21 protein-coding genes are annotated in these 24886 nt (G+C 62.0%); 20 read left to right on the top strand and 1 reads right to left on the bottom strand.

Annotated features, from left to right (window positions below; translation table 11 throughout):
* The first annotated feature begins 9 nt into the window (after nt 1–9).
* The 9 genes from MUB52_RS19125 to MUB52_RS19085 are packed head-to-tail and all read left to right on the top strand — an operon-like array spanning nt 10 to nt 10546.
* Nucleotides 10–3750, top strand: a complete 3741-nt coding sequence (locus MUB52_RS19125; RefSeq protein ID WP_263845783.1) for a nitrate reductase subunit alpha — start codon at nt 10–12, stop codon at nt 3748–3750.
* Nucleotides 3747–5270 (top strand): nitrate reductase subunit beta, encoded by a 1524-nt coding sequence (gene narH / locus MUB52_RS19120; RefSeq protein ID WP_093994234.1) that lies wholly within the window; start codon nt 3747–3749, stop codon nt 5268–5270. Before MUB52_RS19125 ends, narH begins: the two co-directional genes overlap by 4 nt.
* Before the next feature lies 1 nt (nt 5271).
* A complete protein-coding gene (narJ, locus tag MUB52_RS19115; protein ID WP_263845749.1) occupies nt 5272–5976 on the top strand; it encodes a nitrate reductase molybdenum cofactor assembly chaperone in 705 nt (234 codons plus the stop codon).
* A 12-nt stretch (nt 5977–5988) separates the two neighbouring features.
* Nucleotides 5989–6738, top strand: coding sequence for a respiratory nitrate reductase subunit gamma (narI, locus tag MUB52_RS19110; RefSeq protein ID WP_263845748.1), 750 nt, complete (start codon nt 5989–5991; stop codon nt 6736–6738).
* A 5-nt stretch (nt 6739–6743) separates the two neighbouring features.
* The gene (locus MUB52_RS19105; protein ID WP_263845747.1) at nt 6744–7541 is read left to right on the top strand and encodes a peptidylprolyl isomerase; all 798 of its coding nucleotides are present in this window, start codon (nt 6744–6746) and stop codon (nt 7539–7541) included.
* Between the two features lie 16 nt (nt 7542–7557).
* A complete protein-coding gene (locus tag MUB52_RS19100; RefSeq protein ID WP_263845746.1) occupies nt 7558–8130 on the top strand; it encodes a hemerythrin domain-containing protein in 573 nt (190 codons plus the stop codon).
* Complete coding sequence (locus MUB52_RS19095) at nt 8120–8737, top strand: carbonic anhydrase (RefSeq protein ID WP_263845745.1); 618 nt, start codon at nt 8120–8122, stop codon at nt 8735–8737. The genes MUB52_RS19100 and MUB52_RS19095 overlap by 11 nt, the downstream gene beginning before the upstream one ends.
* Entirely contained in the window at nt 8734–10011 is a 1278-nt protein-coding gene (locus MUB52_RS19090) for a molybdopterin molybdotransferase MoeA (protein ID WP_263845744.1), read from the top strand. The genes MUB52_RS19095 and MUB52_RS19090 overlap by 4 nt, the downstream gene beginning before the upstream one ends.
* A 16-nt stretch (nt 10012–10027) precedes the next feature.
* Nucleotides 10028–10546 (top strand): DUF2478 domain-containing protein, encoded by a 519-nt coding sequence (locus MUB52_RS19085; protein ID WP_263845782.1) that lies wholly within the window; start codon nt 10028–10030, stop codon nt 10544–10546.
* A 148-nt stretch (nt 10547–10694) separates the two neighbouring features.
* Here MUB52_RS19085 and hemN read toward each other — a convergent pair whose 3' ends face one another.
* Complete coding sequence (gene hemN / locus MUB52_RS19080) at nt 10695–12050, bottom strand: oxygen-independent coproporphyrinogen III oxidase (RefSeq protein WP_263845743.1); 1356 nt, start codon at nt 12048–12050, stop codon at nt 10695–10697.
* A 539-nt stretch (nt 12051–12589) separates the two neighbouring features.
* On the opposite strand from hemN, the gene MUB52_RS19075 reads away from it, so the two are divergent.
* The 11 genes from MUB52_RS19075 (at nt 12590) to MUB52_RS19025 (ending at nt 24883) form a co-directional block, all read left to right on the top strand.
* Nucleotides 12590–13012 (top strand): hypothetical protein, encoded by a 423-nt coding sequence (locus MUB52_RS19075; protein WP_263845742.1) that lies wholly within the window; start codon nt 12590–12592, stop codon nt 13010–13012.
* Entirely contained in the window at nt 13009–15210 is a 2202-nt protein-coding gene (locus tag MUB52_RS19070) for a NosR/NirI family protein (RefSeq protein WP_263845741.1), read from the top strand. The genes MUB52_RS19075 and MUB52_RS19070 overlap by 4 nt, the downstream gene beginning before the upstream one ends.
* An 11-nt stretch (nt 15211–15221) precedes the next feature.
* A complete protein-coding gene (gene nosZ, locus MUB52_RS19065) occupies nt 15222–17162 on the top strand; it encodes a TAT-dependent nitrous-oxide reductase (RefSeq protein ID WP_263845740.1) in 1941 nt (646 codons plus the stop codon).
* A 3-nt stretch (nt 17163–17165) separates the two neighbouring features.
* On the top strand, nt 17166–18497 hold the full coding sequence (locus MUB52_RS19060) for a nitrous oxide reductase family maturation protein NosD (protein ID WP_263845739.1): 1332 nt from the start codon (nt 17166–17168) through the stop codon (nt 18495–18497).
* Nucleotides 18463–19359 (top strand): ABC transporter ATP-binding protein, encoded by an 897-nt coding sequence (locus MUB52_RS19055; RefSeq protein WP_263845738.1) that lies wholly within the window; start codon nt 18463–18465, stop codon nt 19357–19359. The genes MUB52_RS19060 and MUB52_RS19055 overlap by 35 nt, the downstream gene beginning before the upstream one ends.
* Complete coding sequence (locus MUB52_RS19050) at nt 19356–20180, top strand: ABC transporter permease (RefSeq protein WP_263845737.1); 825 nt, start codon at nt 19356–19358, stop codon at nt 20178–20180. The genes MUB52_RS19055 and MUB52_RS19050 overlap by 4 nt, the downstream gene beginning before the upstream one ends.
* Nucleotides 20177–20743, top strand: coding sequence for a nitrous oxide reductase accessory protein NosL (locus MUB52_RS19045; protein ID WP_263845736.1), 567 nt, complete (start codon nt 20177–20179; stop codon nt 20741–20743). Before MUB52_RS19050 ends, MUB52_RS19045 begins: the two co-directional genes overlap by 4 nt.
* A 1-nt stretch (nt 20744) precedes the next feature.
* Nucleotides 20745–21659, top strand: a complete 915-nt coding sequence (locus MUB52_RS19040; RefSeq protein WP_263845735.1) for an FAD:protein FMN transferase — start codon at nt 20745–20747, stop codon at nt 21657–21659.
* Nucleotides 21660–21975: 316 nt separating this feature from the next.
* Nucleotides 21976–22590, top strand: coding sequence for a TetR/AcrR family transcriptional regulator (locus tag MUB52_RS19035; protein ID WP_263845734.1), 615 nt, complete (start codon nt 21976–21978; stop codon nt 22588–22590).
* Nucleotides 22587–23750, top strand: coding sequence for an efflux RND transporter periplasmic adaptor subunit (locus MUB52_RS19030; protein ID WP_263845733.1), 1164 nt, complete (start codon nt 22587–22589; stop codon nt 23748–23750). Before MUB52_RS19035 ends, MUB52_RS19030 begins: the two co-directional genes overlap by 4 nt.
* Entirely contained in the window at nt 23747–24883 is a 1137-nt protein-coding gene (locus MUB52_RS19025; RefSeq protein WP_263845732.1) for an ABC transporter permease, read from the top strand. Before MUB52_RS19030 ends, MUB52_RS19025 begins: the two co-directional genes overlap by 4 nt.
* Nucleotides 24884–24886: the final 3 nt, after the last annotated feature.

Raw genomic sequence — 24886 nt, 5'->3', positions numbered from 1 at the left:
GGACGCCAGATGAGCCACCTGCTCGACAGATTGAACTTCCTCCAGTCCAGGGACCTTGAACAGTTTTCCGATGGCTTTGGCAAAGTCACCCGCGAGAACCGCGACTGGGAAGACACATACCGCAACCGCTGGCGTCACGATAAGGTCGTGCGCTCCACACATGGGGTAAACTGCACCGGGTCGTGCAGCTGGAAGATCTACGTGAAGTCCGGGATCGTCACCTGGGAGACGCAACAGACCGATTATCCGCGCACGCGGGCCGACCTCCCGAACCATGAACCGCGCGGCTGTGCCCGCGGCGCAAGCTACAGCTGGTATCTCTACAGCGCCAACCGCGTGAAGAACCCGCTGGTCCGCGGACGGCTGATGAAGGTCTGGCGCAAGATGCGCGAAACCATGAGCCCGATCGAGGCCTGGACCAAGCTGCAGGCCGATCCGATCCTGCGGGCCTCCTACGTGGAGACCCGCGGCAAGGGCGGGTTCGTGCGCGCCACATGGGACGAAGCGACCGAGATCACAGCGGCGGCCAATGCCTACACCGCCAAGACCTACGGGCCCGACCGCGTGTTCGGTTTCTCGCCGATCCCCGCGATGTCGATGGTCTCCTACGCCGCAGGGTCGCGTTACCTCTCGCTGATGGGGGGCGTCTGCATGTCCTTCTACGATTGGTATTGCGACCTGCCGCCGGCCTCTCCGATGACATGGGGCGAGCAGACGGACGTGCCTGAAAGTGCCGACTGGTACAATGCGGGCTATCTGCTGCTCTGGGGCTCGAACGTGCCGCAGACGCGGACGCCGGACGCGCATTTCTACACCGAGGCGCGCTACAAGGGCACCAAATCCGCCGTCATCTGCCCCGACTATTCCGAGGCCGCCAAGTTCGGCGATGTCTGGCTGAATGCCAAGCAGGGCACCGATGCAGCCTTGGCCATGGCCTTTGGGCATGTAATCCTGCGCGAGTTCCACCTCGACCGCCAAGCCGCGTATTTCGAGGACTATACCCGCAAGTACTCCGACTTCCCGATGCTGGTGAAACTGGACGAACGTGACGGGAAGCTCGTCCCGGGCCGCTTCCTGCGGGCCGACGATCTGGACGGCAAGCTCGAAGAAGAGAACAACCCCGAATGGAAGACCGTCGCCTATGACGAGCAATCCAAAGGGCTTGTCGCCCCCAATGGGTCGGTCGGCTATCGCTGGGGCGAAGACGGGGAGTGGAACCTCGAAGAAAAGGCACACGAGGCGGACACCAGCCTGAAGATGTCCTTCGTTCTGGACGAAGACCATGACGATGTGGTCGGCGTCGATTTCCCCTACTTTGGCGGGGAGGCGTACGGTCAGTTTGCGACCGACGCCGATCACCCCAACGTGCTGACCCGCAACATCCCCGTCAAGAAGATCAAGACGGCGGATGGTGAGATTTCCGTGGCCACAGTTTTCGATCTGTTCTGCGCCAACTACGGTCTGGATCGTGGACTGGGCGGGGACTGGGTCACTTCGGACTATGCCGATGACATGCCCGGCACCCCTGCCTGGGCGGAAAAGATCACCGGGGTTCCGGCCGACAAGATCATCCATGTCGCCCGGGAATTCGCGGACAATGCCGAGAAGACCCAAGGCAAGTCGATGATCATCATCGGGGCCGCGATGAACCACTGGTTCCACATGGACATGAACTACCGGGGTGTCATCAACATGCTGGTGATGTGCGGCTGCGTCGGCCAGTCCGGCGGCGGTTGGGCGCATTACGTGGGTCAGGAGAAACTGCGCCCGCAGACCGGCTGGCAGCCTCTGGCCTTCGCGCTCGACTGGAACCGCCCGCCGCGGCACATGAACTCGACCAGCGCATGGTATGCCCATACCGACCAGTGGCGCTACGAGACGCTTGAGGCCTCGGAGATATTGTCACCGACCGCCCCCGAGGGGGATTGGAACATCAGCCTGATCGATTACAACATCCGTGCGGAACGCATGGGCTGGTTGCCCTCGGCACCACAGCTCAAGACAAACCCGCTGGAGGTCGCAAAGGCCGCGAAGGAAGCGGGCAAGGAAATCCCGGCTTATGTGGCCGAGAACCTCAAGTCGGGCGATCTGGAAATGTCCTGCGAGGACCCGGACAACCCCGCCAACTGGCCACGCAACCTGTTTGTCTGGCGGTCCAACCTGCTCGGCTCCTCGGGCAAGGGCCACGAGTACTTCCTCAAGCACCTGCTCGGCACCGACCACGGCGTCATGGGCAAGGACCTGGGCGAGGACGGTCGCCAATTGCCCAAAGAAGCCAAGTGGCATGAAGACGCGCCGCGCGGCAAGCTGGACCTGCTGGTGACCATCGACTTCCGGATGAGCACCACGGCGGTCTACTCCGACATCGTTCTGCCGACGGCCAGTTGGTATGAAAAGGACGACATGAACACGTCGGACATGCACCCCTTCATCCACCCGCTGCAGGCGGCCGTGGACCCAGCCTATGAAAGCAAATCCGACTGGGAGATCTTCAAGGCCATCGCCAAGAAGTTCCAGGAGATCGTGCCGGGCTATCTGGGCAAGGAGACCGACATCGTCGCTCTCCCGATCCTGCATGACACCCCTGCCGAGATTGCGCAGGATCAGGTGAAGGACTGGAAGAAAGGCGAATGTGACCTGATCCCCGGCAAGACGGCGCCGGCTTACGTGGCAGTCGAGCGGGACTACGCCGCGATCTACGACCGGTTTACGGCGCTTGGACCGGCGCTCGACAAGCTGGGGAACGGCGGCAAGGGGATCATCTGGAACACGCAGGAGGAAATCGACAACCTGGCGGCATTGAACGGCGTGCAGTTGGACGGCTCCGCGGCCGGACGGCCGAAGATCGACAGTGCGATCGACGCCTGCGAAGTCATCCTGATGCTGGCCCCAGAAACCAATGGCAACGTGGCCGTGAAAGCCTGGGAAGCGCTAGGCAAGGCGACAGGGCGCGAACACGCGCATCTGGCCGAAGGTGAGCATCACCAGAAGATCCGCTTTCACGACATTGCCGCACAGCCGCGCAAGATCATCTCGAGCCCGACATGGTCAGGGATCGAGAGCGAGAAGGTCAGCTACAACGCAGGCTATACCAACGTTCATGAACTGATTCCCTGGCGGACACTGACCGGGCGGCAACAGCTCTATCAGGACCACCTGTGGATGTTGGCCTTCGGCGAAGGGCTCATGTCCTATCGACCTCCGATCGACCTCAAGACGATCACCAAGGAGGTGCAGGACGAAGGTGACACCCTTGTGCTGAACTTCATCACACCGCACCAGAAATGGGGCATCCACTCCACCTACACCGACAATCTGTTGATGCTGACGCTGAACAGGGGCGGCCCGGTGGTCTGGATCTCCGAAGTGGACGCCAAATCCGCCGGTATTGTCGATAACGACTGGATCGAGGTCTACAACACCAACGGCGCGTTGACCGCTCGAGCGGTTGTGTCCCAACGGATCAAGGAAGGCACGACCTTCATGTATCACGCTCAAGAAAAGATCGTGAACACACCGGGGTCCGAGAAGACCGGACACCGGGGAGGGATCCACAATTCGGTCACCCGAACGGTCCTGAAACCCACCCATATGATCGGCGGCTACGCCCAGCAATCCTACGGCTTCAACTATTACGGCACCGTGGGCGCGAACCGGGACGAGCTCGTGGTCATCCGCAAAATGAAGAAAGTTGACTGGCTCGACCGCGAAGAGAGCTGGAAAGCGCCTGCACAGGAGGCCACGACATGAGAATCCGCGCACAAATCGGCATGGTGCTGAACCTCGACAAATGTATCGGGTGCCACACCTGTTCTGTCACCTGCAAGAACGTCTGGACGAGCCGGGATGGCGTTGAATACGCTTGGTTCAACAACGTGGAAACGAAACCGGGCACAGGTTATCCGACGGATTGGGAAAACCAGAAGCGTTGGAAAGGCGGCTGGGAACGGACCAAGGCAGGCAAACTGCAGCCTAAGCAGGGCAGCAAGTGGCGCATCCTGTCCAACATTTTCGCCAACCCGTCCATGCCGGAAATCGACGACTATTATGAGCCGTTCGACTTCGACTACGATCATCTGAAATCCGCCCCCGAGATGGAGGCGTTTCCGACGGCACGTCCCCGCTCCAAGATCACCGGCGAGCGTATCGAGAAGATTGAGAAGGGTCCGAACTGGGAAGAAATCCTGGGCGGCGAATTCTCCAAACGGTCCGAGGACTATAACTTCGAAGGCATCCAGAAGGAGATTTACGGGGAATACGAGAACACCTTCATGATGTATCTCCCCCGCTTGTGCGAACACTGCCTTAACCCGGCCTGCGCGTCCTCGTGTCCATCGGGTGCGATCTACAAGCGCGAGGAGGACGGCATCGTCCTGATTGACCAGGAGAAGTGCCGGGGCTGGCGGATGTGCGTCTCGGGCTGTCCCTACAAGAAGATCTACTACAACTGGGAATCCGGGAAATCCGAAAAATGCACCCTGTGCTATCCGCGGATCGAAAGCGGCAACCCGACTGTCTGCTCGGAAACCTGCGTTGGGCGCATCCGCTACCTCGGCGTCATGCTCTATGATGCCGACAAGATCGAAGATGCGGCCAACATGGAGAACGAACAGGATCTCTATGATGCGCAGCTTGGTGTCTTCCTCGACCCCAGAGACCCGGTGGTTATTGAGACGGCCCGTGCCGACGGCATTCCCGAGGATTGGATCAAGGCCGCGCAGGAAAGCCCGATCTGGAAGATGGCAATGGAGTGGAAGGTCGCCTTCCCGCTGCATCCCGAATACCGGACGCTGCCAATGGTGTGGTACATCCCGCCACTCAGCCCGATCCAGAACGCGGCGGAAGCCGGGGCGATCGGGACCGATGGTGGCATGCCCGACGTCAAGAACCTGCGCATTCCGGTGAAATACCTCGCCAACATGCTGACGGCCGGAGACGAAGAGCCGGTGGTGCACGCGCTGGAGCGTATGCTGGCCATGCGGTCCTACATGCGGACCAAGACCATCGAGGGTGTGATCGACGAGGCCATTGCGGCCCGCGTCGGCCTGAGCGGTCGCGTAATCGAGGACATGTATAAAATCATGGCCCTTGCAGATTACGAAGACCGGTTCGTCATCCCGACCACGCACCGCGAGCAGGTCGAAGAAGCCTATGACCTGCGTGGCGGCTGCGGCTTTACCGACACCAATGGATGCGGCGGCGGATCAACCAAGGGTTCCCTCTTCGGTGGTTCCAAAAGGCCCCTCAAGATGCCCACGGAGGCGATGTGATATGGACCGGACTTTGAAAGCACTCTCGCTCATTCTGAGCTACCCGACACGCGAGCTGCAGCATGCCATGCCCGAGATCGGCGCCGTTCTGGCCTCGGACACGCGTTTGACAGCAGCAGCCCGTCGGGCGTTGCGCCCGCTGGTGGAGGAGCTTGGCGGGCGCGACATCTATGACCTCGAAGAACAGTTCGTGCTGCTCTTCGACCGATCGCGGACCCTGTCGCTCAACCTCTTCGAGCATGTCCACGGCGAAAGCCGGGACCGGGGCGGGGCGATGGTGTCTCTGATCGAGACCTATCGCGCGGGCGGCTTCGAGCCGAATACATCGGAACTGCCTGATCACCTGCCGGTCCTGCTGGAATTCCTGTCGACGCGTCCCTTCGCGGAAGCACAGGACATTCTCGCGGATGCAGCCCATATCTTTGAGGCGTTGAACGCACGACTTGGCCGGCGGGAAAGCAACTACGGTGCTGTGTTTGCCAGCCTCTTGCAGCTGGCAGGCGCAAAGGCCGACCAGGGCGCTGTGGCCGAGATGCTGGCGCAGCCCGATGACGATCCTTCCGATCTGGAGGCCCTCGACGAGGTTTGGGAAGAAAGCGAAGTGCTTTTCGGCCCGGATCCGAATGCGGGGTGCCCGCAAGTTCGTGACATGCTTTCGCGCATGGACACACCCGTCAATCCCGCACCGCACCACGCGGCCGAATAGGGAGAAAGCACCATGTTTGCCAATTTCGATATCGACTTCATCATCTTCGGCATAATGCCCTATGCCGCGTTGACCATCCTCGTGGTCGGCTCGATCGCCCGCTACGATCGGGATCAATTCACGTGGAAGAGCTCATCGAGCCAGCTGTTGCGTCGCAAGCAACTGATCTGGGGGTCGATCCTGTTTCACGTCGGCATCATCACCGTCTTCTTCGGGCATCTGGTCGGGCTCTTTACCCCGGTCTGGGTGCTGGACGCGATTGGCGTGCCGTATTGGGTCAAGCAATGGATGGCCGTGCTCATTGGCGGCCCTGCGGGCATCGCTGCATTGATCGGTGCGACAATCCTGTTGCACCGCCGCCTGGCCGACAGCCGTATCCGGATGACATCCAGCTGGGCTGACATCATCATCATGGTGTTGATCTGGTGGCAGCTGGTGATCGGCCTTCTGACCATCACCCAGACCCTGCAGCACATGGATGGTGCGGAGATGGTGCGCTTCATGACCTGGTCACAGAGCATCGTGTCATGGAACCTGAATGCCTGGGCCATGGTGGTTGACGTACACTGGCTCTACAAACTGCACATCTTCCTCGGGCTCATCATTACGGCACTGTTTCCGTTCACCCGGCTGGTGCACATGGTGTCCGGTTTTGCCGCGCCGTTCCGGTACCTGTTGCGCCCCGGATACCAATTGGTGCGCTCGCGGCGGCAGAAACCACTGCCCAAGCGCGCTGCGCCCAAAGCAACGCCGGCGGAGTAGGGATCATGAATGCAGCATTGTTTCCCGATCTGATCGTGAACGGCGAGCATGTGCCGCACACGCTCGTCGCCGCAGAAACGCAGAACCAGGACGCCCCAAAGGGCAAGCCCGGAATTGCCTGGCGGAAAGCGGCCAACGCAGTTGCGATCCGAACGCTGCTTCTGCAGGAAGCCCGATCACGCGGCATTGCCGCTGACCCGCAGGAGGTGGGGCCGGGCCGTTTCGAGACCGACGAGGAGGCCCGGATACGGGGCCTCCTCGAAGAGGCCATCGATGTCGGAGCCCCCGATGACGCAGCAATCGAGGCCGAGTGGAGCAAGGATCCCTCGCGCTTTCGGTCCCCGCCACTTTGGGAGGTGTCACATATTCTCATTGCCTGTGATCCAAGAGACGCGGAAGCCCGAGACCGTGCGTTGAACCGCGCCCAAAAACTGTTGGACATCGCGTCAAACGATCCGAAAGCATTTGCCGCTCTGGCCGCCCGCGAAAGTGACTGTGGGTCGAAATCCTCGGGCGGAGCTTTAGGCCAATTGGGTCCGGGAGATACAGTTCCGGAATTCGAGGCCGCACTGCGCACTCTGGCTGAGGGGGAGGTCACATCCGAACCGGTCCTGACACGGCACGGGTACCACATCATTCGCATGGACGCTCTGGCCTTGGGACAAGTTCTCCCCCTGGCTGCAGTGCGTGCCAGGATTGCGGAGGCGCTCGAAAAGGCCGCATGGGCGCGCGAAGCGCGGCGGTTTGTCGACCAGTTGGTCCAATCCGCAGATATCGAAGGGGCGGATCTGAAGCAGGTCTGAACGGGAGGAAGGACCGATGGCGCGAGATCGAGACAGACGTCTGAACACGGCACGCAGCGCAACACATCGCCTTGTGACGCTAGAGAATCCATTGGATTTCATGGCCGAAGACCACCTGCGTGAGCGGGAAGTCTGCACCCTGATCGATCGCATGGTGGAGGGAGAACCGGTCGATCACGGAGACATCGCAATGATGCGCACATTCCTGATCGACGATTTGCCAAAGCATCTTGCGGACGAGGAGAGTGACCTCTTTCCCTTGATGCTCGAACGCTGCGATCCGGACGAAGAAATCGACAAGATGATCACGCGTCTGCAAGCCGATCACCGCCATGCGATTGGCGATTCGCCGGCCATTGCCGCGTTGATCGTGGCCCAAGCGGATCGCAAAGAGCCGCTTTCCGATACGGACTGCACCAAGATGTCGGACTTCGCCACACATGCGCGGCGCCATCTGATCCTCGAAAATGCCATCCTCCTTCCGCTTGCCCGCGCGCGGTTGACCAAAGCCGATCTCGAAACGATGCGCACACATATGTTGGAGCGCCGGGGACAGGCAACCGAACAAGGAGCGGAACATGCTGGCTGATCTTCTGGAGCGAAATGCCCGGTGGTCTGACACGATCAATGCCGAGGAGCCGGGATATTTCCCGAGGCTGGCACAACAGCAATCGCCAGAGTTCTTTTGGATCGGCTGCTCTGACAGCAGAGTGCCTGCCAATGTCGTCGCTGGGCTGGATCCCGGCGAAGTATTCGTCCATCGCAATGTGGCTAATGTGATCCATTCAGCCGACATGAACATGCTTTCGGCGCTTGAGTTTGCCGTCGATGCGTTGCGTGTTCGCGAGATCATTGTCTGTGGCCACTATGGCTGCGGCGGCGTGAAGGCCGCCACGGAGGACCTGCCGCATGGCCTAGCCGACCATTGGTTGGAGCCGATCCGCCGCCTGGCCCGCGCCTACGCCGTGGACCTCGCGCGGGAGGATTGCGCGGAAGCAAAGCAAGACAGGCTGGCCGAATTCAACGTCATCGAAGGGGTTCGGCGTGTTGCGGAAACGCCGATCATCCAGAGAGCTTGGCGCGCAAAAGCCAACATCCGCATTCACGGACTCATCTATGGTCTGAAGGACGGGCGGTTGCGCGATCTCGACTGCACTTTGGGACCGGGGCATTTCCAACAGGAGGCTGCAAAATGACTGTTCTCACGAGGATCGAAGAGCAGGGGTGCGGATGCGGCTCTGCAGATCATCCGGGGGATTTGATATCAATCGATGAAGCGGTTGCGCAGATATCGCGAAACGCGGGACACGTTCGGGAGTCAGAAGAGGTGGCACTTGCCGGGGCGCGTGGACGAACTCTGGCCGAACCTATTTCTGCAATCGCGGCCGCCCCCCCGTTTGACAATGCCGCGATGGACGGGTTTGCGCTGAACACGGCCTGCCTGGTCGGGCCGGGACCGTGGCGGCTTCCCGTTGTCACCCGCATTCCGGCAGGGCAGCGCGGCTCGGAACCGCTGCCGATGGGCGCGGCAGCACAGATCTTTACAGGCGCACTGATGCCCGATGGTGCGGATGCGGTCGTGATGCAGGAAAACGTCCGACGCACAGAAAACACCATTATCGTTTCGCATGAGATTCTGGCAGGCGCGCATGTCCGGCGCAAGGGCGAGGACATGGCGGCGGGCGACATGGTTGTCCCTGCGGGCCGCACCCTGACGGGGCGTGATATCGCAGCCTGCGCGGCAGCAGGGCGGGCAACCGTTTGCGTGCGCCGTCGGCTTCGGGTTGCGCTTGTTGTCACCGGTGATGAAGTGAATTCCCCCGGCCGGACATTGAGCTCTGGCGGCATCTGGGATGTGAATACGCCGATGCTAAGCGCTCTGATCCCTGCTCCGGAGATCGAATTGGTCGATGTCCTGGGGTTTCGGGACAATCGCGCAGCTCTGCGGCAGCAGCTCAGCGCGCTTGCCGACGAGGTCGACCTGATCGTCACCACCGGCGGGATATCGGTGGGTGAGGAAGATCATGTCAAACCCGCCTTGAGTGATCTTGGTCTGGATATGGTGTTCAGCGGCGTTGCGATAAAACCCGGCAAGCCGGTCTCGTACGGTCGTTTGGGACAGGCGCATTGGCTGGGGCTGCCAGGCAATCCGCTCTCCGCATTCGTCACCTGGCAGCTTTTCGGAACGGTGCTTTGCCAGTCCCTTGCCGGGAACAGCGCGTCATCGCCCGACCGCCGTCATGTGGTGCTGTCACAGGAGTTGCGCCACAGCTACGGGCGATGCGAAGTGCGGCTCGCGGAAATCTCAGGTTTCGACAGCACAGGCCGTGAGATCGTCCGCTTTGACAAGACCACCCATTCCGGGCGCGTGGCGCGGCTTCCCGCAGCAGATGGCGTCATTTTGATTCCGTCGGAAGTTGAAGTTCTGCCGGAAGGTGCGCTGGTCGAGTTCCAGCCTTTCCGTGATTGATAAAGGAAGAAAGACCATGAAGATTGCTTATACGATGGGTCCTGGGCGCGGTGATACCGATCAGTTGCTTTTCACCTTGGCGCAACACCTCGCGTCTGACGGGTATCGAACATGCGGCACGGTTCAGATCAACACCGATTGTGGCACGCATCCGTGCGACATGGATGTCAAGGTGCTCCCGGATGGGCCTGTGTTGCGGATTTCCCAAAACCTCGGGGCCGGGGCGAGGGGATGCCGACTGGACCCTGCCACTCTCGAAACGGCTGTTGGACTGGTCGAGACAGGGCTTGAGGCCGCCCCGGAGCTGTTGATCGTGAACAAGTTCGGAAAGCACGAGGCCGATGGTCGGGGTTTCCGTTCGGTGATCGCAGAGGCCATTGCGCGCGATATCCCCGTTCTTGTTGGGGTCAACGCATTAAACCTGGAGGCCTTTCAAGACTTTGTGGGCCCTGAAACAACGGAGCTCGAGCCTTCCCTGGAGGTCTTGGTCCGTTGGCTACACGCCGTGTTGGACAAGGAACGGGATGTGGCCTGAGACCTCTCACGCCAACGCGCGGCGTGAACAGATCGGTGCTTTTGTAGCCGACACGTGCAACCGCAATAGCCAAGCGGCGTGCTCGGCACTCTCTTGGCGGCTTTGCATTCGCGGTCGGCTGAATCTGGTAACTGGTGTAACTGAGATTCTACGACGCGCGAGAATATTTTATGCCATCCGGCACGTGTTGATCGAGAGTCGATGCAATAATGCGTGTCAAAGCGCGGCCTGCCGGCGCTATGTCGAGGCGGTTTTCGGTGAGCGTGGCAAAAGGCGCAAACCGCGTAGCCATCTCGGCCAGCGATGAGGACAGCGTATCCGCAAACGGGCCGAACTCATCTTTGAGTTCGTGCAGATCGAGTGTGAACATGCACATCAATCGTTCAATGGCGCGCGCGCGGAGCTGGTCTTCGGTTGTCATAAGATAGCCTCGCGCACCTGGAAAATCGCCCGTATTGAGGCGTTGTATATAGGCTGCTGTCGCAGGGGCGTTCTGCACATAGCCGCTCGGAAACCGCGAGATTGAAGAGGCGCCAAGCCCGATCAGGGTCTGGCAGGCGTCGGCGGTGTAGCCTTGAAAGTTCCGGCGCAAGCGGCCGGCGGCAAGTGATTGCGCAAGGTCGTCGCCGGGGCGGGCGAAATGGTCGATGCCGATGGCGGTCAGGCCCGCATCCGTGAACCGCTCCGCTGCGCGGGTGGCCAGCCTGTAGCGCGTCAGATCGTCGGGCAATGCCCCTTCGGGGATCAGCTTTTGCCGCTTCGACACCCAGGGCACATGCGCATAGCCGAACAGCGCGACGCGGTCGGGGGCGAAGGTCAGCACCTTGTCGATGGTGTCTTCGATCCGGGCGAGGGTCTGATGCGGCAGGCCGTAGACCAGATCGGTGTTGAGCGAGGTGATGCCCGCCGCACGCAGATCGTCGACGCAGGCGCGCGTTACCTCGAACGGTTGCAGGCGGCCGATGGCCTGCTGCACCTCGGGGTCGAAATCCTGAATGCCGATGGAGGCGCGGGTCAGCCCTTCGGCGGCCAGCGCGTCGATCTTGGCGCGGTCGACCATCGTCGGGTCGATCTCGACCGAGAATTCATGTTGCTCGGCCTCGGGAAAGACAGAGCGGATCGCCTTGGCCAGCCGATGGATCAGCGGCGGCGGCAGGATCGTTGGCGTGCCGCCGCCCCAATGCAGACGGCCCATGCGCAGGCCGGAGGGCAGGGTCCGGCGCAGCAATTCAAGCTCCGCTTCGAGCGTGCCGATATAGCTTTCGACCGGTCCGAGCGTCTGCGTGCCCTGCGTATGACAGGCGCAGAACCAGCAAAGCCGTTCGCAAAAGGGGATGTGGATGTAGACGGAAACCGGGTCCGCCGGATCAAGCCCTTCCAGCGCCGCTTTCTGAAACGCGCCGCCGATCTGCGGCGAGAAGACCGCTGCAGTGGGATAAGATGTGTAGCGCGGCACGCGCGCATCGAAAAGGCCAAGCGCCTTGAGGGTGTCTATATGTTCCATGACCCCCATATGCGCGGATTTGGAAAAGCTGACTTTGCAGTAGATCAAATTCAGCAACAAAAAATGTACCCGGCTGTCAGGGTTCCTCTTGGGGGACGTGCCGGGTAGCAGCTTTCTCCTGATAGCGCCTAATGTGCTCGGTGGATTTTGGCTCCATCGCCATGGCGAAGCGCGGCTTTTGCGGCGGGATCGGAGAATCCTTGCGCCAAAGCGTCCGGTTCTGTTAGGCCTGAGTCGTGCACACGGTGTCGCGTTCAGGAGTGTCGGTTCATCGACACCGGCAACGAAGCGATCGTGTGCAGGTGTCGCGCGGACTTCAACCGATGCGCGCGATGAGGGAGCAACGCGAATCCCTTGGTGCTTTGGCTTTTTGTTAAGTTTGACAAGCACTTGAACCGAACGAGATGAGCGCCACGATAATGTGGCTTGGTCTTTGCAGATCGATTCCGATGCGGTCGGGGTGCCTCTTGCCAGCCTTTTCTGAATGACCTCGGGTCAGAAGGCAGATCTTAAATGTTTCTATTTGCGCTAGATCAAACTTGGCGCGCTTGAGACCGAATAAAGAAGGCGTCATGCGAACCGTCGTCTCAACTCTTCTTCTGGCATGTCTGTCACTGTCGCTCGTCTTTTCGGGTCCGGCGGCGCGTGCGATGGCGATGTCTGACGCGACGATGGTGGAGCTGTGTCTTGACGGTGTGGTGAAGGTGGTGCGGCTTGGGCGGAATGGTCAGCCGGTCACGCCAACGGACGATTGCGACCGCACCCATGCCTGCTGCATCATGGCTGGTGACCTGTCCGTGGCGGCCGTGATCCCCGACATGACGGCCCCGTTTCTCGAACAGCCAGCTTCGGTTAACGCCACTGGCGTGTTGATCCCTCGAATTGAATACCTTTCTGCCGATCAGCGCGGCCCTCCGGCAGCGCAGCTTGGGCAGATTGACCAAACGGAAATCCGCTCATGATCTTTCTTCGCTCCCTTCTCAGGGTATCGCTTTTGTGCCTCGCGACGCTGCTCTTCACGCAGTCGGTGCAGGCGCAGTCCGAACTGTCCCGCCTCCTGCCCGATATCGCTGCCGGAGATGTGGTCGAAGGGGCGACAAGCTTTGGGCGCGTTCACGACGATCTGCCGGTCGTTCAGGTGCTCCGCGACCAAGAGCAGATCGGCTGGGCCTTCATCACGTCGGATTTCGTTTCGACAACGGGCTATTCCGGCAAGCCGATCCATACGATGGTCGCCGTTGATGATGCGGCCCAGGTGATCGGTGTCGAACTTGTCAAACACTACGAACCGATCGTTCTGATCGGGATACCGGATGCCAAGGTCAAGGCGCTGGTGGCGAACTATCGTGGCCTCGATCTTGTGGCCGAGGCCGAATCCGGCGGCACGGCGCATGAGCTCGACATCATCTCGGGCGCGACCGTGACGATCATGGTGATCGACGACTCCATCATCCGCGCCGGTCTGAAGGTCGCGCGGCAGCTGGGGCTTGGCGGGCTTGCCGTGGAGGTCGAAATCGGGCCGCAGTTCGAGATCGATCCGGACGCCATCGCTGCCGACGACTGGATGACGCTGGAAGGCGACGGCACGCTGCGACGGTTGTCGCTGGACGTAGGACAGGTCAACGCTGCCTTTGCCGCGATGGACGATCCCCGCGCCGACGACCGCGCGCTGACCGAAGCGCCGGAAACCACCTTCATAGAGATGCAGGCCACCCTGATCTCGCACCCCGCGATTGCGACGGCGATCCTGGGCGATGCGCGTGCTGACAACCTTCAATCCTGGCTGGACGAGGGTGATCACGCGGTCGCGATCTTTGGCCGTGGGCTTTATTCCTTCAAGGGCTCCGGCTACGTGCGCGGCGGGATTTTCGACCGGATCGTTCTCATTCAGGACGATATCTCGGTGCGCTTCCGTGACCGGATGCACCAGCGCATCAACGGTATCGACGCCGAGGGCGCGCCCCAGTTCAACGAGGCGGACCTGTTCAAGATCCCCGCAGACAGCGGCTTCGATCCGACCGAACCGTTCCGCATTCAGCTTCTGGTACAGCGCGAGGTCGGCGCGATCGAAAAGATCTTCACCACGTTCGATCTGGGCTACCGTCTGCCGGATCAATACCTGCGGTCCATCGCTCCGGCCACCGCGCCCGAGGTTCCGGCGGCCGTGACCACTGTCACCACGCAATCCGAAGATCAGGCGCATCAGGCGCTTTGGAAACGCATCTGGGCGGACAAGACCACGGAAATCGCCGTGGTCGGCGGGATGCTCGCGCTGCTGACGCTGGTGTTTTTCTTTCAGGGCATCGCCACCCGCAACGAACGCGTCTTCTTCTGGTTTCGCATGACGTTCCTAACGGTTGTCCTTGTGTATCTTGGCTGGTACGCCAATGCGCAGCTGTCCGTCGTGAACCTCATCGCGCTTTTCAACTCATTGACCTCGGGCTTCAGTTGGCAGGCGTTCCTGCTCGACCCGCTGACCTTTATCCTGTGGTTCTCGGTCGCCGCAGCACTTCTGTTCTGGGGGCGCGGTGCCTATTGCGGTTGGCTGTGCCCGTTCGGCGCCTTGCAGGAATTGCTCAACCAGATCGCGCGCGCGCTGCGGATCCCGCAATGGACGCTGCCCTGGGGCCTTAACGAACGGCTCTGGCCGGTGAAATACATGATCTTCCTCGGGCTGTTTGGCGTGTCCCTCATGAGCATCGAACAGGCCGAGCGATTGGCCGAAGTGGAGCCGTTCAAGACCGCGATCATCCTGAACTTCATGCGCGCCTGGCCCTTTGTCGCCTACGCCGCCGCATTGTTGATCGCGGGTCTCTTCGTCGAACGGTTCTTCTGCCGCTACCTGTGCCCGCTAGGCGCGGCGCTTGCGATCCCGGCGCGGTTGCGCATGTTCGACTGGCTCAAGCGCTATCACGAGTGCGGCAACCCGTGTCAGACCTGCGCGCACCAATGTCCGGTTCAGGCGATCCACCCCACGGGTGAGATCAATCCGAATGAATGCATCAACTGCCTGCACTGCCAGGTGCTGTACCAGTCCACAACCCAATGCCCGGTCGTCATCAAGAAGATCAAGCGGCGCGCCAAGGTCGGGGCCGCTCCCGATCTGAGCCGCGACATCTCGGGGCATCCGAACCAACCCAAGACTCACCCTGCAACCTGAAAGGATATTTTATGTCTGAGGGAAAGAAACTGCCAATCACACGCCGGGGCCTTCTGGGCGCCACGGCCGGGGGCGCGGCACTTGCCGGAGCGTTCGGCTCTCGCGCGATGCTGACGGGAACCGCCGCAGTAGGCGCGGCTACCGTTGCCGGCACGACAAGCGTACGCGCCGCAACCGGTGCCGAAGTGGCCCCCGGTCAGCTTGACGAATATTACGGCTTCTGGTCCTCGGGCCAGTGCGGCGAGATGCGGATTCTCGGCATCCCGTCGATGCGTGAATTGATGCGCGTGCCGGTGTTCAACATCTGCTCGGCCACCGGATGGGGCATCACGAACGAGTCCAAGAAAATCCTGACCGAAGGCCTGACCGAAAAGACCAAGGCCTATCTGGCTGCCAACGGTCATGAATTCCCGCCCAACGGCGATTTGCACCACCCGCATATGTCCTTCACCGAAGGCACCTATGACGGGCGCTATCTGTTCATGAATGACAAGGCCAACACCCGCGTTGCCCGCGTGCGCTGCGACGTTATGAAATGTGACAAGATCATCGAGATCCCGAACGCCAAGGCGATCCACGGCCTGCGTCCGCAAAAATGGCCGCGCACCAACTACGTATTCGCCAACGGCGAGGACGAAGTGCCGATGGTCAATGACGGGCAGATCCTCGATGAGCCCGACAAGTACGTAAACTTCTACACCGCCATCAATGCCGACGAAATGACGGTCGCATGGCAGGTGATGGTGACGGGCAACCTCGACAACACCGATTGCGATTACGACGGCAAATACGCCTTCTCGACATCGTACAACTCGGAAATGGGGATGACCCTGCCCGAGATGACCGAGAAGGACATGGACCACGTCGTTGTCTTCAACATCGCCGAGATCGAGAAAGGCATTGAGGCGGGGGATTACCAAGAACTGAACGGCGTCAAGGTGCTGGACGGGCGCAAGGGGCAGAACAACAAGTACACCCGCTACATCCCGATTCCGAACAACCCGCACGGCATCAACATGGCGCCCGACAAGGTTCACCTCTGCGTTGCGGGCAAGCTGTCGCCGACCGTGTCCGTGATCGACGTGCGCAAGCTCGACGCGGTGTTCAACGAAGACGCCGATCCGCGCAGCGTCGTGGTGGCCGAACCGGAACTGGGGCTTGGGCCGCTTCACACTTGCTACGACGGCAAGGGCAACGCCTATACGACGCTCTTCCTCGACAGCCAGGTGGTGAAGTGGAACATTGAGAAGGCAATCGAACTGTATAACGGTGCAGACGTGGATCCAATCATCGTCAAGAAGGACGTGCATTACCAGCCGGGCCACAACTCGACCGTGATGGGCGAAACGCTTGACGCGACCGACAAGTACTACCTGACGATGAACAAGTTTTCCAAAGACCGGTTCCTCAATGTCGGGCCGCTCAAGCCGGAAAACGAACAATTGTTCGCGATCGACGGGGACGACCTGACGCTGATCCATGACGGTCCGACCTTTGCCGAGCCGCACGACTCGATCATCGTCGATCCGTCCAAGGTCAGCCCGAAATCGGTCTGGGATCGGAATGACCCGATGTGGCAGGACGCCCGCAATCAGGCCGAAGCCGACGGTGTCGATCTCGACGATTGGCAGGACACGGTGATCCGCGACGGCAACAAGGTGCGTGTCTATATGTCGAGCCAAGCGCCGAACTTTTCACTCGAGACGTTCACGGTTCAGCAGGGGGATGAAGTGACCGTCTATGTCACCAACCTTGATGACATCGACGACCTGACCCACGGCTTCACCCTTGGCAACCACGGTCTCGCGATGGAAGTCGGGCCACAGGCAACCTCGTCTGTGACCTTCACCGCGGCGCAGCCGGGTGTCTACTGGTACTACTGCCAGTGGTTCTGCCACGCGCTCCACATGGAGATGCGCGGCCGGATGTTCGTCGAACCGCGGGCGAGCTGAGCCATGTTGCGTGTCCTGACCCTTATGCTGACGCTGCTTGTCGCGCTGCCCCTTTGGGCGGCCGAGATCGCCGTGCCGGCGGGGCAGGGCACGCTTGCCAAAGCCATCGCCGGGGCCCAACCCGGCGATGTGCTGATGCTTTCCGAAGGACGCTACGAAGGTGCCATCACCATCGACCGACCCTTGACCCTGACCGGGCCGCAGACGGCGATGATCGACGGCATGGGCCAGGGCACGGTTGTCACCATCGACGCGCCGGATGTGACGCTGCGGGGGCTGACCGTGACCGGATCGGGCATGGACAGCGAGGCGCTCGATGCGGGGGTGAAAATCCTCAAGGGCGCGGATCGCGCCGTGGTCGCGGACAACCGGGTGATCGGCAACCTGCACGGTGTCGATGTGCATGGCGGGCGCGACGCGCAGGTGCTGCGCAACACCATCGAGGGCACGCGGCAGGCCCGTGTCAATGACCGGGGCAACGGCATCTATGTCTGGAACTCTCCCGGCACGCTGGTCGAGGGCAATTCGGTGCGCTGGGGCCGCGATGGCATCTTTTCCAATGCGTCGCGCACCGGCACCTATCGCAACAACCTTTTCCGCGACCTGCGTTTCGCCGTGCATTACATGTATACCAACGATTCTGAAGTGTCGGGCAACGTGTCCATCGGCAACGGGCTCGGTTACGCGATCATGTTTTCGAACAACATCATCGTGAAGGACAACCTGAGCCTGTCCGACATCAGCCACGGCGTGATGCTCAACTACGCCAACAATGCCGAGGTGTCGGGCAACCTCGTGCGCGGCGGCGCGAACCGCTGCACCTTTATCTACAACGCGCACAAGAACCTGATCTACAACAACCGCTTCGAGGGCTGCGAGATCGGCATCCATTTCACCGCCGGGTCCGAACGCAACGTGCTGACCGGCAACGCCTTCATCGGCAACCGCGAGCAGGTGAAATACGTGGGCACCCGCGATATCGAATGGAGCTTCGAGGGGCGAGGCAATTACTGGTCCGACCATCCCGGTTTCGACCTTGGTGGCGACGGCATCGCCGACAGCCCGTTTCGGCCCAACGACCTGATGGACCACATCCTGTGGTCGCAACCCGCCGCGCGCCTGCTAACCGGCGCGCCGGCCGTGCAACTGATCCGCTGGGCACAATCGAGCTTTCCGGCGACGCTGCCAGGCGGTGTCGTGGACAGCGCGCCCCTGATGACCGCGCCGCAGATCGCGGTGCCCGAAGATTACGCCGCGATGGAGGCCGAAGCCGCCGTGCGCCGCGATGAAAGCGATATGAATGACATCGACGTTAACGATCTCTCGTCTCACTAAGCGCTTTGGCGGGGTGCATGCCCTGACCGATGTGTCGCTGACCGTCGCCCCCGGCGAACGGGTGGCGCTGCTGGGCCATAACGGTGCCGGCAAGTCGACGCTGATGAAGATCATTCTCGGTCTGATTTCGCCCGACGGCGGCGAGATCTCGGTCTGCGGCGCGACGCCCGGCGATGCGGAGGCGCGCGAGCGCGTGGCCTATCTGCCCGAGAACGCCGCCTTCCATTACGCACTGACCGGGCTGGAACAGATCACCTTCTACATGCGCCTGCGCGGCGTCGATCCGAAAGGCGCGCGCGACCTGCTGGGCCGGGTCGGTTTGGGCGATGCCGCGACGCGCCGGATCGGCACCTATTCCAAGGGCATGCGGCAGCGCGTCGGCCTTGCGCAGGCGCTGATCGGGCATCCGCGTCTGCTGGTGCTCGATGAGCCGACCAGCGGGCTCGACCCGGTGTCGCGGCGCGATTTCTACGAACTGCTCGACGGGCTTGCCGCCGAAGGGGCCGCCATCCTGCTGTCGAGCCACGCGCTCACCGAAGTGGAGGCGCGCACCGACCGGCTGCTTATCCTGTCGGGCGGACGCATGGTGGCCGGTGGTTCGCTCTCCGATCTGCGCAGCGAGGCGGCGCTGCCGGTGGCGCTGCATGTGACAGCGATCAACGGCTACGCGTCCGAATTGATGGAAGCGTTCCCAAATGCGATCCAGACCAAGGAAGGCCTGCACCTGACCTGCGCTCAGGACGACAAGCTGGCCACGCTGGCGCGGATTTCCGAGATGCGTGGCAAGGTCGCCGATCTGGAGGTGATCCCTCCCAGCCTCGAGGACATCTACAGCCATTTCAGCCGGAGGGATGGCCAATGATCGCGCGCATCCTTGCCACCGCCCGGATCGAGGCGAACATCGCGCGGCGCAACCGCTGGGTGCTGATCGCGGTGCTGCTGATGGTGGTGTTCTCGCTCGTCCTGTCCGCCGCAGGCTCCGCGCCGACCGGCGCGCTGGGGGCGGACCGCCTGTCGGTGGTGGTCGCCTCGCTCACCTCGCTCTCGGTCTATCTGGTGCCGCTGGTGGCGCTGCTCATGTCCTTCGACGCCATCGCCGGAGAGGTCGAACGCGGCACGCTGCCGCTCTTGCTGACCTACCCGGTGGCGCGGTGGGAAGTGCTGGCGGGCAAGCTGCTGGCGCATGTGGCGATCCTGATCGTGGCGCTTGTTGCAGGCTATGGATCAGCCGCCTTGATCGCCATCCTGAACGATACGGAGGCGGTCGCGGGTCTGGGCGCGCTCTGGCGGCTGACCTGGACCTCGGTGCTGCTCGGCGCGACCTTCCTCGGCATCGGCTACGCGGTCTCGGCCCTGTCGCGGCGTGCATCGGGGGCGGCGGGGCTGGCCATCGGCGTCTGGCTCGGGCTTGTCGTGCTCTACGATCTGGGGCTGCTGGCGGCGGTTGTAGCGGATGATGGCGGATTCTTCACCACGCAGGTCTTTCCTGCCGCCCTTCTGGCCAATCCCGCCGACGCCTTCCGCCTGTTCAACCTGAGTGCCGCCGAGGCCAGCGCCGCCGCCTCGGGCGTGGCGGGTGCGGCGGGCGCAATCCCGCAATGGCAATCGCTGTGCTCGGTTGTGAGCTGGCCCTTCCTCGCGCTGGCCCTGGCCGCGCTGACCTTCAGAAAGGTGGACGCATGAAACGCCTCTCGTTTGTCTTGTTTTGCCTCGCCTTGGCTGCCTGCAAGGAAGAGGTGGCGCAGGATGTCACTCCGGTGGCGCTCAGCCCCGACGCGGTGGGGCATTACTGCCAGATGACCCTGCTCGAACATGACGGGCCCAAGGCGCAGGCACATCTGGCCGGATTGCCCGGCGCGCCGCTTTTCTTCAGCCAGGTGCGCGACGTGGTGGCCTATCTGCGGATGCCCGAACAAAGCCACGAGGTCGTCGCCGTCTGGGTCAACGACATGGGGGCTGCGGGCGCAAGCTGGGACTCCCCCGGTGCGCAGAACTGGATCGACGCGCAGGATGCGCTTTTCGTTGTCGGCGCGGATGTCGTCGGCGGCATGGGCGCGCCCGAACTGGTGCCCTTCTCCGACCCCGCCGCGGCGCAGGATTTCGCCTCGGCTAACGGCGGCGCGGTGATGACGCTCGACGAGATCCCCGACGCGGCGGTGCTGGCGCCGGTGGATCTGGTTCACGACACTGACGACAGCGCGTTTCAGGACCGGCTGCGCGCGCTGTCCGACAAGATGGGAGACTGAGATGACAATGATATCCCGACGCCGGATGCTGACCATCCTCGCCGCCGCGACCGCCTTTCCCGCCTCCGCGATGGCGCGGGCGGAAATGCACACGTGGCAGGGCAGGGCGCTTGGCGCGCGCGCGACGCTGCGGCTAGCCCATCCCGACGCCGCCGCCATCGCGGCCCGCGTCGCGTCCGAGATCGACCGTCTGGAGGATGTGTTCAGCCTTTTCCGCCCCGAAAGCGCGCTGGCGCGGCTCAATCGGGACGGCTCGCTCACCGCGCCGCCGTTCGAGCTTCTGGAATGCTTGTCATTGGCCGGTCGCGTTCTTGCGGCAACTGAAGGCCGGTTCGACCCGACAGTTCAGCCGCTCTGGCGGGCCTACGCAGACGCCGCCATTGCCGGTCATGCGCCTAAGGACACCGACCTCAGCCGCGCGCGCGCGCTGATCGGGTGGGACGGCGTGCAGGTCGCGCCCGACCGGATCATGCTGCGGCCCGGCATGGCGCTGACGTTGAACGGCATCGCGCAGGGCGTCATCGCGGATCGCATCGCAGATCTGCTGGCGGGTGAAGGGCTCGACAACGTGCTGATCGATACCGGCGAATTCCGCGCGTTGGGCGGCGCTCCCGACGGCGACGCTTGGCCCGTGCGTCTTGCTGCCGGGGGAGAGGTGCCTCTCAAGGCCCGTGCCTTGGCCACGTCGGCACCGCGCGGTACGACCTTCGGAAAGGGAAGCAGCGGGGAAAGCCACATCCTCGATCCCAAGAGCGGGACGTCCGTCGCGGCCATGTGGTCCGAAATTTCCGTGTCGGCGCAATCCGCAGGTCTGGCCGATGCTCTTTCGACTGCCGCCTGCCTGTTTTCGACTGAAGCCGAGATCATAGCCTGTTTGCGGCAGTTTAACGATGTTCGACTGGAAAACGTTGGATAAGATGAAGATTCCGACATGCAAGGGATTGCGGCTTGGAATGCTCCAGATTTGGGGGCAGTACGATTTGTTACGTGCCGAGCGGTTTTTGTACCTTCCAATGATCTTAAGGGCTGTTCGCTGTGCCGATCCGAAATCAGAATAATGAGGTAACCTCGCATCTAGCGCCCAAAGATATGTCGCGCCGCTGAGGTTGATCTTTGTCTCGTCGGTTTTGAGCGCTGTCAGGATTTTACAAACACTGACGGCGACAAAGACACTTGAAGGAGAGATGAAGCAGCATTAGTTAGTAATAGATAACTAACTTAGGACAACGGGCATGCCACGCAAATCCGCCGATGATCGCAAGGCAGAGATCGTTGCAACCGCCCTGCGGTTGGCTGATGAGCTTGGGCCGGACCGGCTGACGACCCAGGCAGTCGCGGATGCCGTTGGGCTGACCCAACCCGCGATCTTCCGACACTTCCCGACGAAACAGGCCCTTTGGCAGGCGGTGGCAGAGGTCATCACCGAAAGGATGACAAACGCATGGGAGGGGGCACTGGCGAAAGAGCGTGAGCCGGATCGACAGCTGGTCGCGCTCGTTCTCGTTCAATTTCGCCAGATCGAAGCCAATCCTGCGATCCCCGCGATCCTGCATTCACACGAATTGCAAACCGAAAACGGCGATCTGCGTCAGAGTTTTCGGGCCCTCATGACGCGTTTTCAGGGACTGCTGCTGGCGGAGCTCACCCGCGCCCGTGATACGGGGCGCGTTCGCTCCGATCTTGTCCCGGAAGATGCCGCGGTCCTGTTGATTTCGCTGATACAGGGGATGGCGCTGCGTTGGTCACTCGGTGACCGCTCGTTCCCGCTTGCGAAAGAGGGCGAGCGACTTCTCGACGCGCAGATGCGCCTGTTTCGGGCCGCCCCAGACGGGGAGCCAAGCTCATGAAACGCAGAACACGCCAAGGCCTGGTGGCCATTGCCGTCATCGCATTGATCGGCGTGGCCGGTTGGGTCTTTCTGACCGAACGCCCCATCGCGGTGCCGGTGGTCACCATCGATCGGGATGTCCCGGTCCGGGTCTACGGACTTGGCACAGTTGAGGCGCGCATCGTTTCCCGGATCGGGTTCGAGGTTGGTGCCGCCTTGACCGGTCTGGAGGTCGATGGTGGCGATGCCGTTGCGCGGGGTCAGATACTGGCGCGACTGCACGCCGCCGAACAGGAGGCCCGGGTGGCACGTGCCGCCGCATCCGCCGAAGCGGCGGACGCGACACTTGGACGAACCCGCGCGAACGTCGTGCGTGCACGTGCCGTTCTTGCACAGCGTGAGGCGACCAATACCCGTCAACAAGCCTTGGCCGTCCGCAACACGATCTCTGCGCAAAGAGCGGAGGAAGCGCAGCGCGACGTGGACGTCGCGGCCGCGGAGCTTGCCGTGGCCGAAAGCGATATCGCGGTCGCGCTGGCACAACGTGCCGATGCCGAAGCTGCATTGCGCTACGAGCAAGCGCTCCTCGATCATCATGTCCTGAGGGCACCCTTCGACGCGATTATCGTAGATCGACACGTCGAGGCGGGCACGGTCGTGCGTGCGGGCGAGCCGATTTTCACGCTGATGGACCCCACAACCGTCTGGACACTGGCTTATGTCGACGAAGCGCGTGCCGGTGCCATTGCCTTGGGCCAGTCGGCAGAGGTTCGGCTGCGGTCGCTGCCACACGAGGTCTTTAGCGGCACGGTGGCGCGGATCGGAATCGAGAGTGATCGCGTCAACGAGGAGCGGCGCGTGTGGATCGCGTGCTACCGCTGTCCGCCGCAAGTCTATCTGGGAGAACAGGCCGAAGTCAGGATCACCGTCGCTCTTCTGACCGAAGCCTTCCTTGTGCCCGAGATTGCCGTCAGCGGTTTCGATGGGCACCAGGGCCGCGTTTGGGTGGTGCGGGACGGGAAACTGACCAAGGTTTCTGCGGTGTTCGGCCATCGCACGGAAGACGCCCGGCTGCAGATCTTGAACGGACTGGCCGAGGGTGACCAGGTGGTCTCGGCTCCCGTGAAAGGCCTGTCCGAAGGGCGGATGGCGCGTGTTTTGGGGGGAGGGGCATCATGAACCTTGCCTACCGCGATGTGCGCCACAACCTGTTTCGATTTGTGCTGACCTGTCTTGGTCTCAGTCTGCTGATGGCGGTCGTGCTGGCGATGATCGGGATCTACAACGGTCTGGTCGCCGACGCATTGAATATTGTGAAGGCACCGCAGGCCGATTTATGGGTGGTGGAATCGGGCACGCAAGGCCCCTTTGCGGAGGCCTCAAAGATCCCTGGCAGAACCCGCGATGCCGTCGCCCGGCTGCATGGCGTGGCAGAAGCGGGCAGCATCACCTACCAGACCGTCGAGGCACGCCATGCGGGCGAAACACTGCGCCTGTATGTCATCGGCTATGAGCCAGGGCGCCCAGGTGGGCCGCAGACCATTGCCGAGGGGCGCGGCATCACGCAGACCCATTTCGAACTGGTGGCCGACCGGCAGACCGGGCTTGTCGTCGGCGACCGCATCCGCCTCGGCCGCAACAGCTTTGCTGTCGTCGGCCTGGTCGAGGATACGATGAATTCGGGCGGCGACCCTGCCGCGTTCATCACGCTTCCAGATGCGCAAACCCTGCAATCGCAACTTGCCCCGCCAGCCCAGCGAGTCCAGACCGCCCGGGGTGCCGGCCTGCTGAAAAGCGCCGACACCGTTGCGGCGGTCATCGCGCGGCTCGAACCCGCGGCCGATCCGCTGGGTGTCGCCACCACTGTTCGTCAGTGGAAGCACCTCGGCGCGCTGACGCAGGCAGAGCAGGAGGCGATCCTGATCGGGTCGGTCGTGGACCGCGCCAAGCGGCAGATCGGCCTGTTCCTCGGTATTCTGCTGACGGTCTCGGCCGTGGTGATCGCGCTGATCATCTACACAATGACGATGGAGAAACTGAAGCAGATCGCCACCTTGAAACTGATCGGCGCGCCCGATCGCACCATCGTCAGCCTGATCGTGCAACAATCGCTAGCCCTGGGTATGGTTGGCTGGAGTTTCGGCCTGATCCTGATCCTGCTGGTCAAGGACTACTTCCCCCGCCGCGTCGTGCTGGAGCCGGTGAATGCGGCGGCACTCGGCGGGATTATCATCGTGGTTTGTATCGTCGCCAGCGGGCTTGGTGTCCGCGCCGCGCTGAAGGTTGATCCGGCAACAGCGATCGGAGGCTGAACA

It is taken from the genome of Roseobacter sinensis (assembly GCF_025755255.1).
Lineage (GTDB): Bacteria > Pseudomonadota > Alphaproteobacteria > Rhodobacterales > Rhodobacteraceae > Roseobacter > Roseobacter sinensis.
This window is presented reverse-complemented; position numbering and strand designations above follow the sequence as displayed.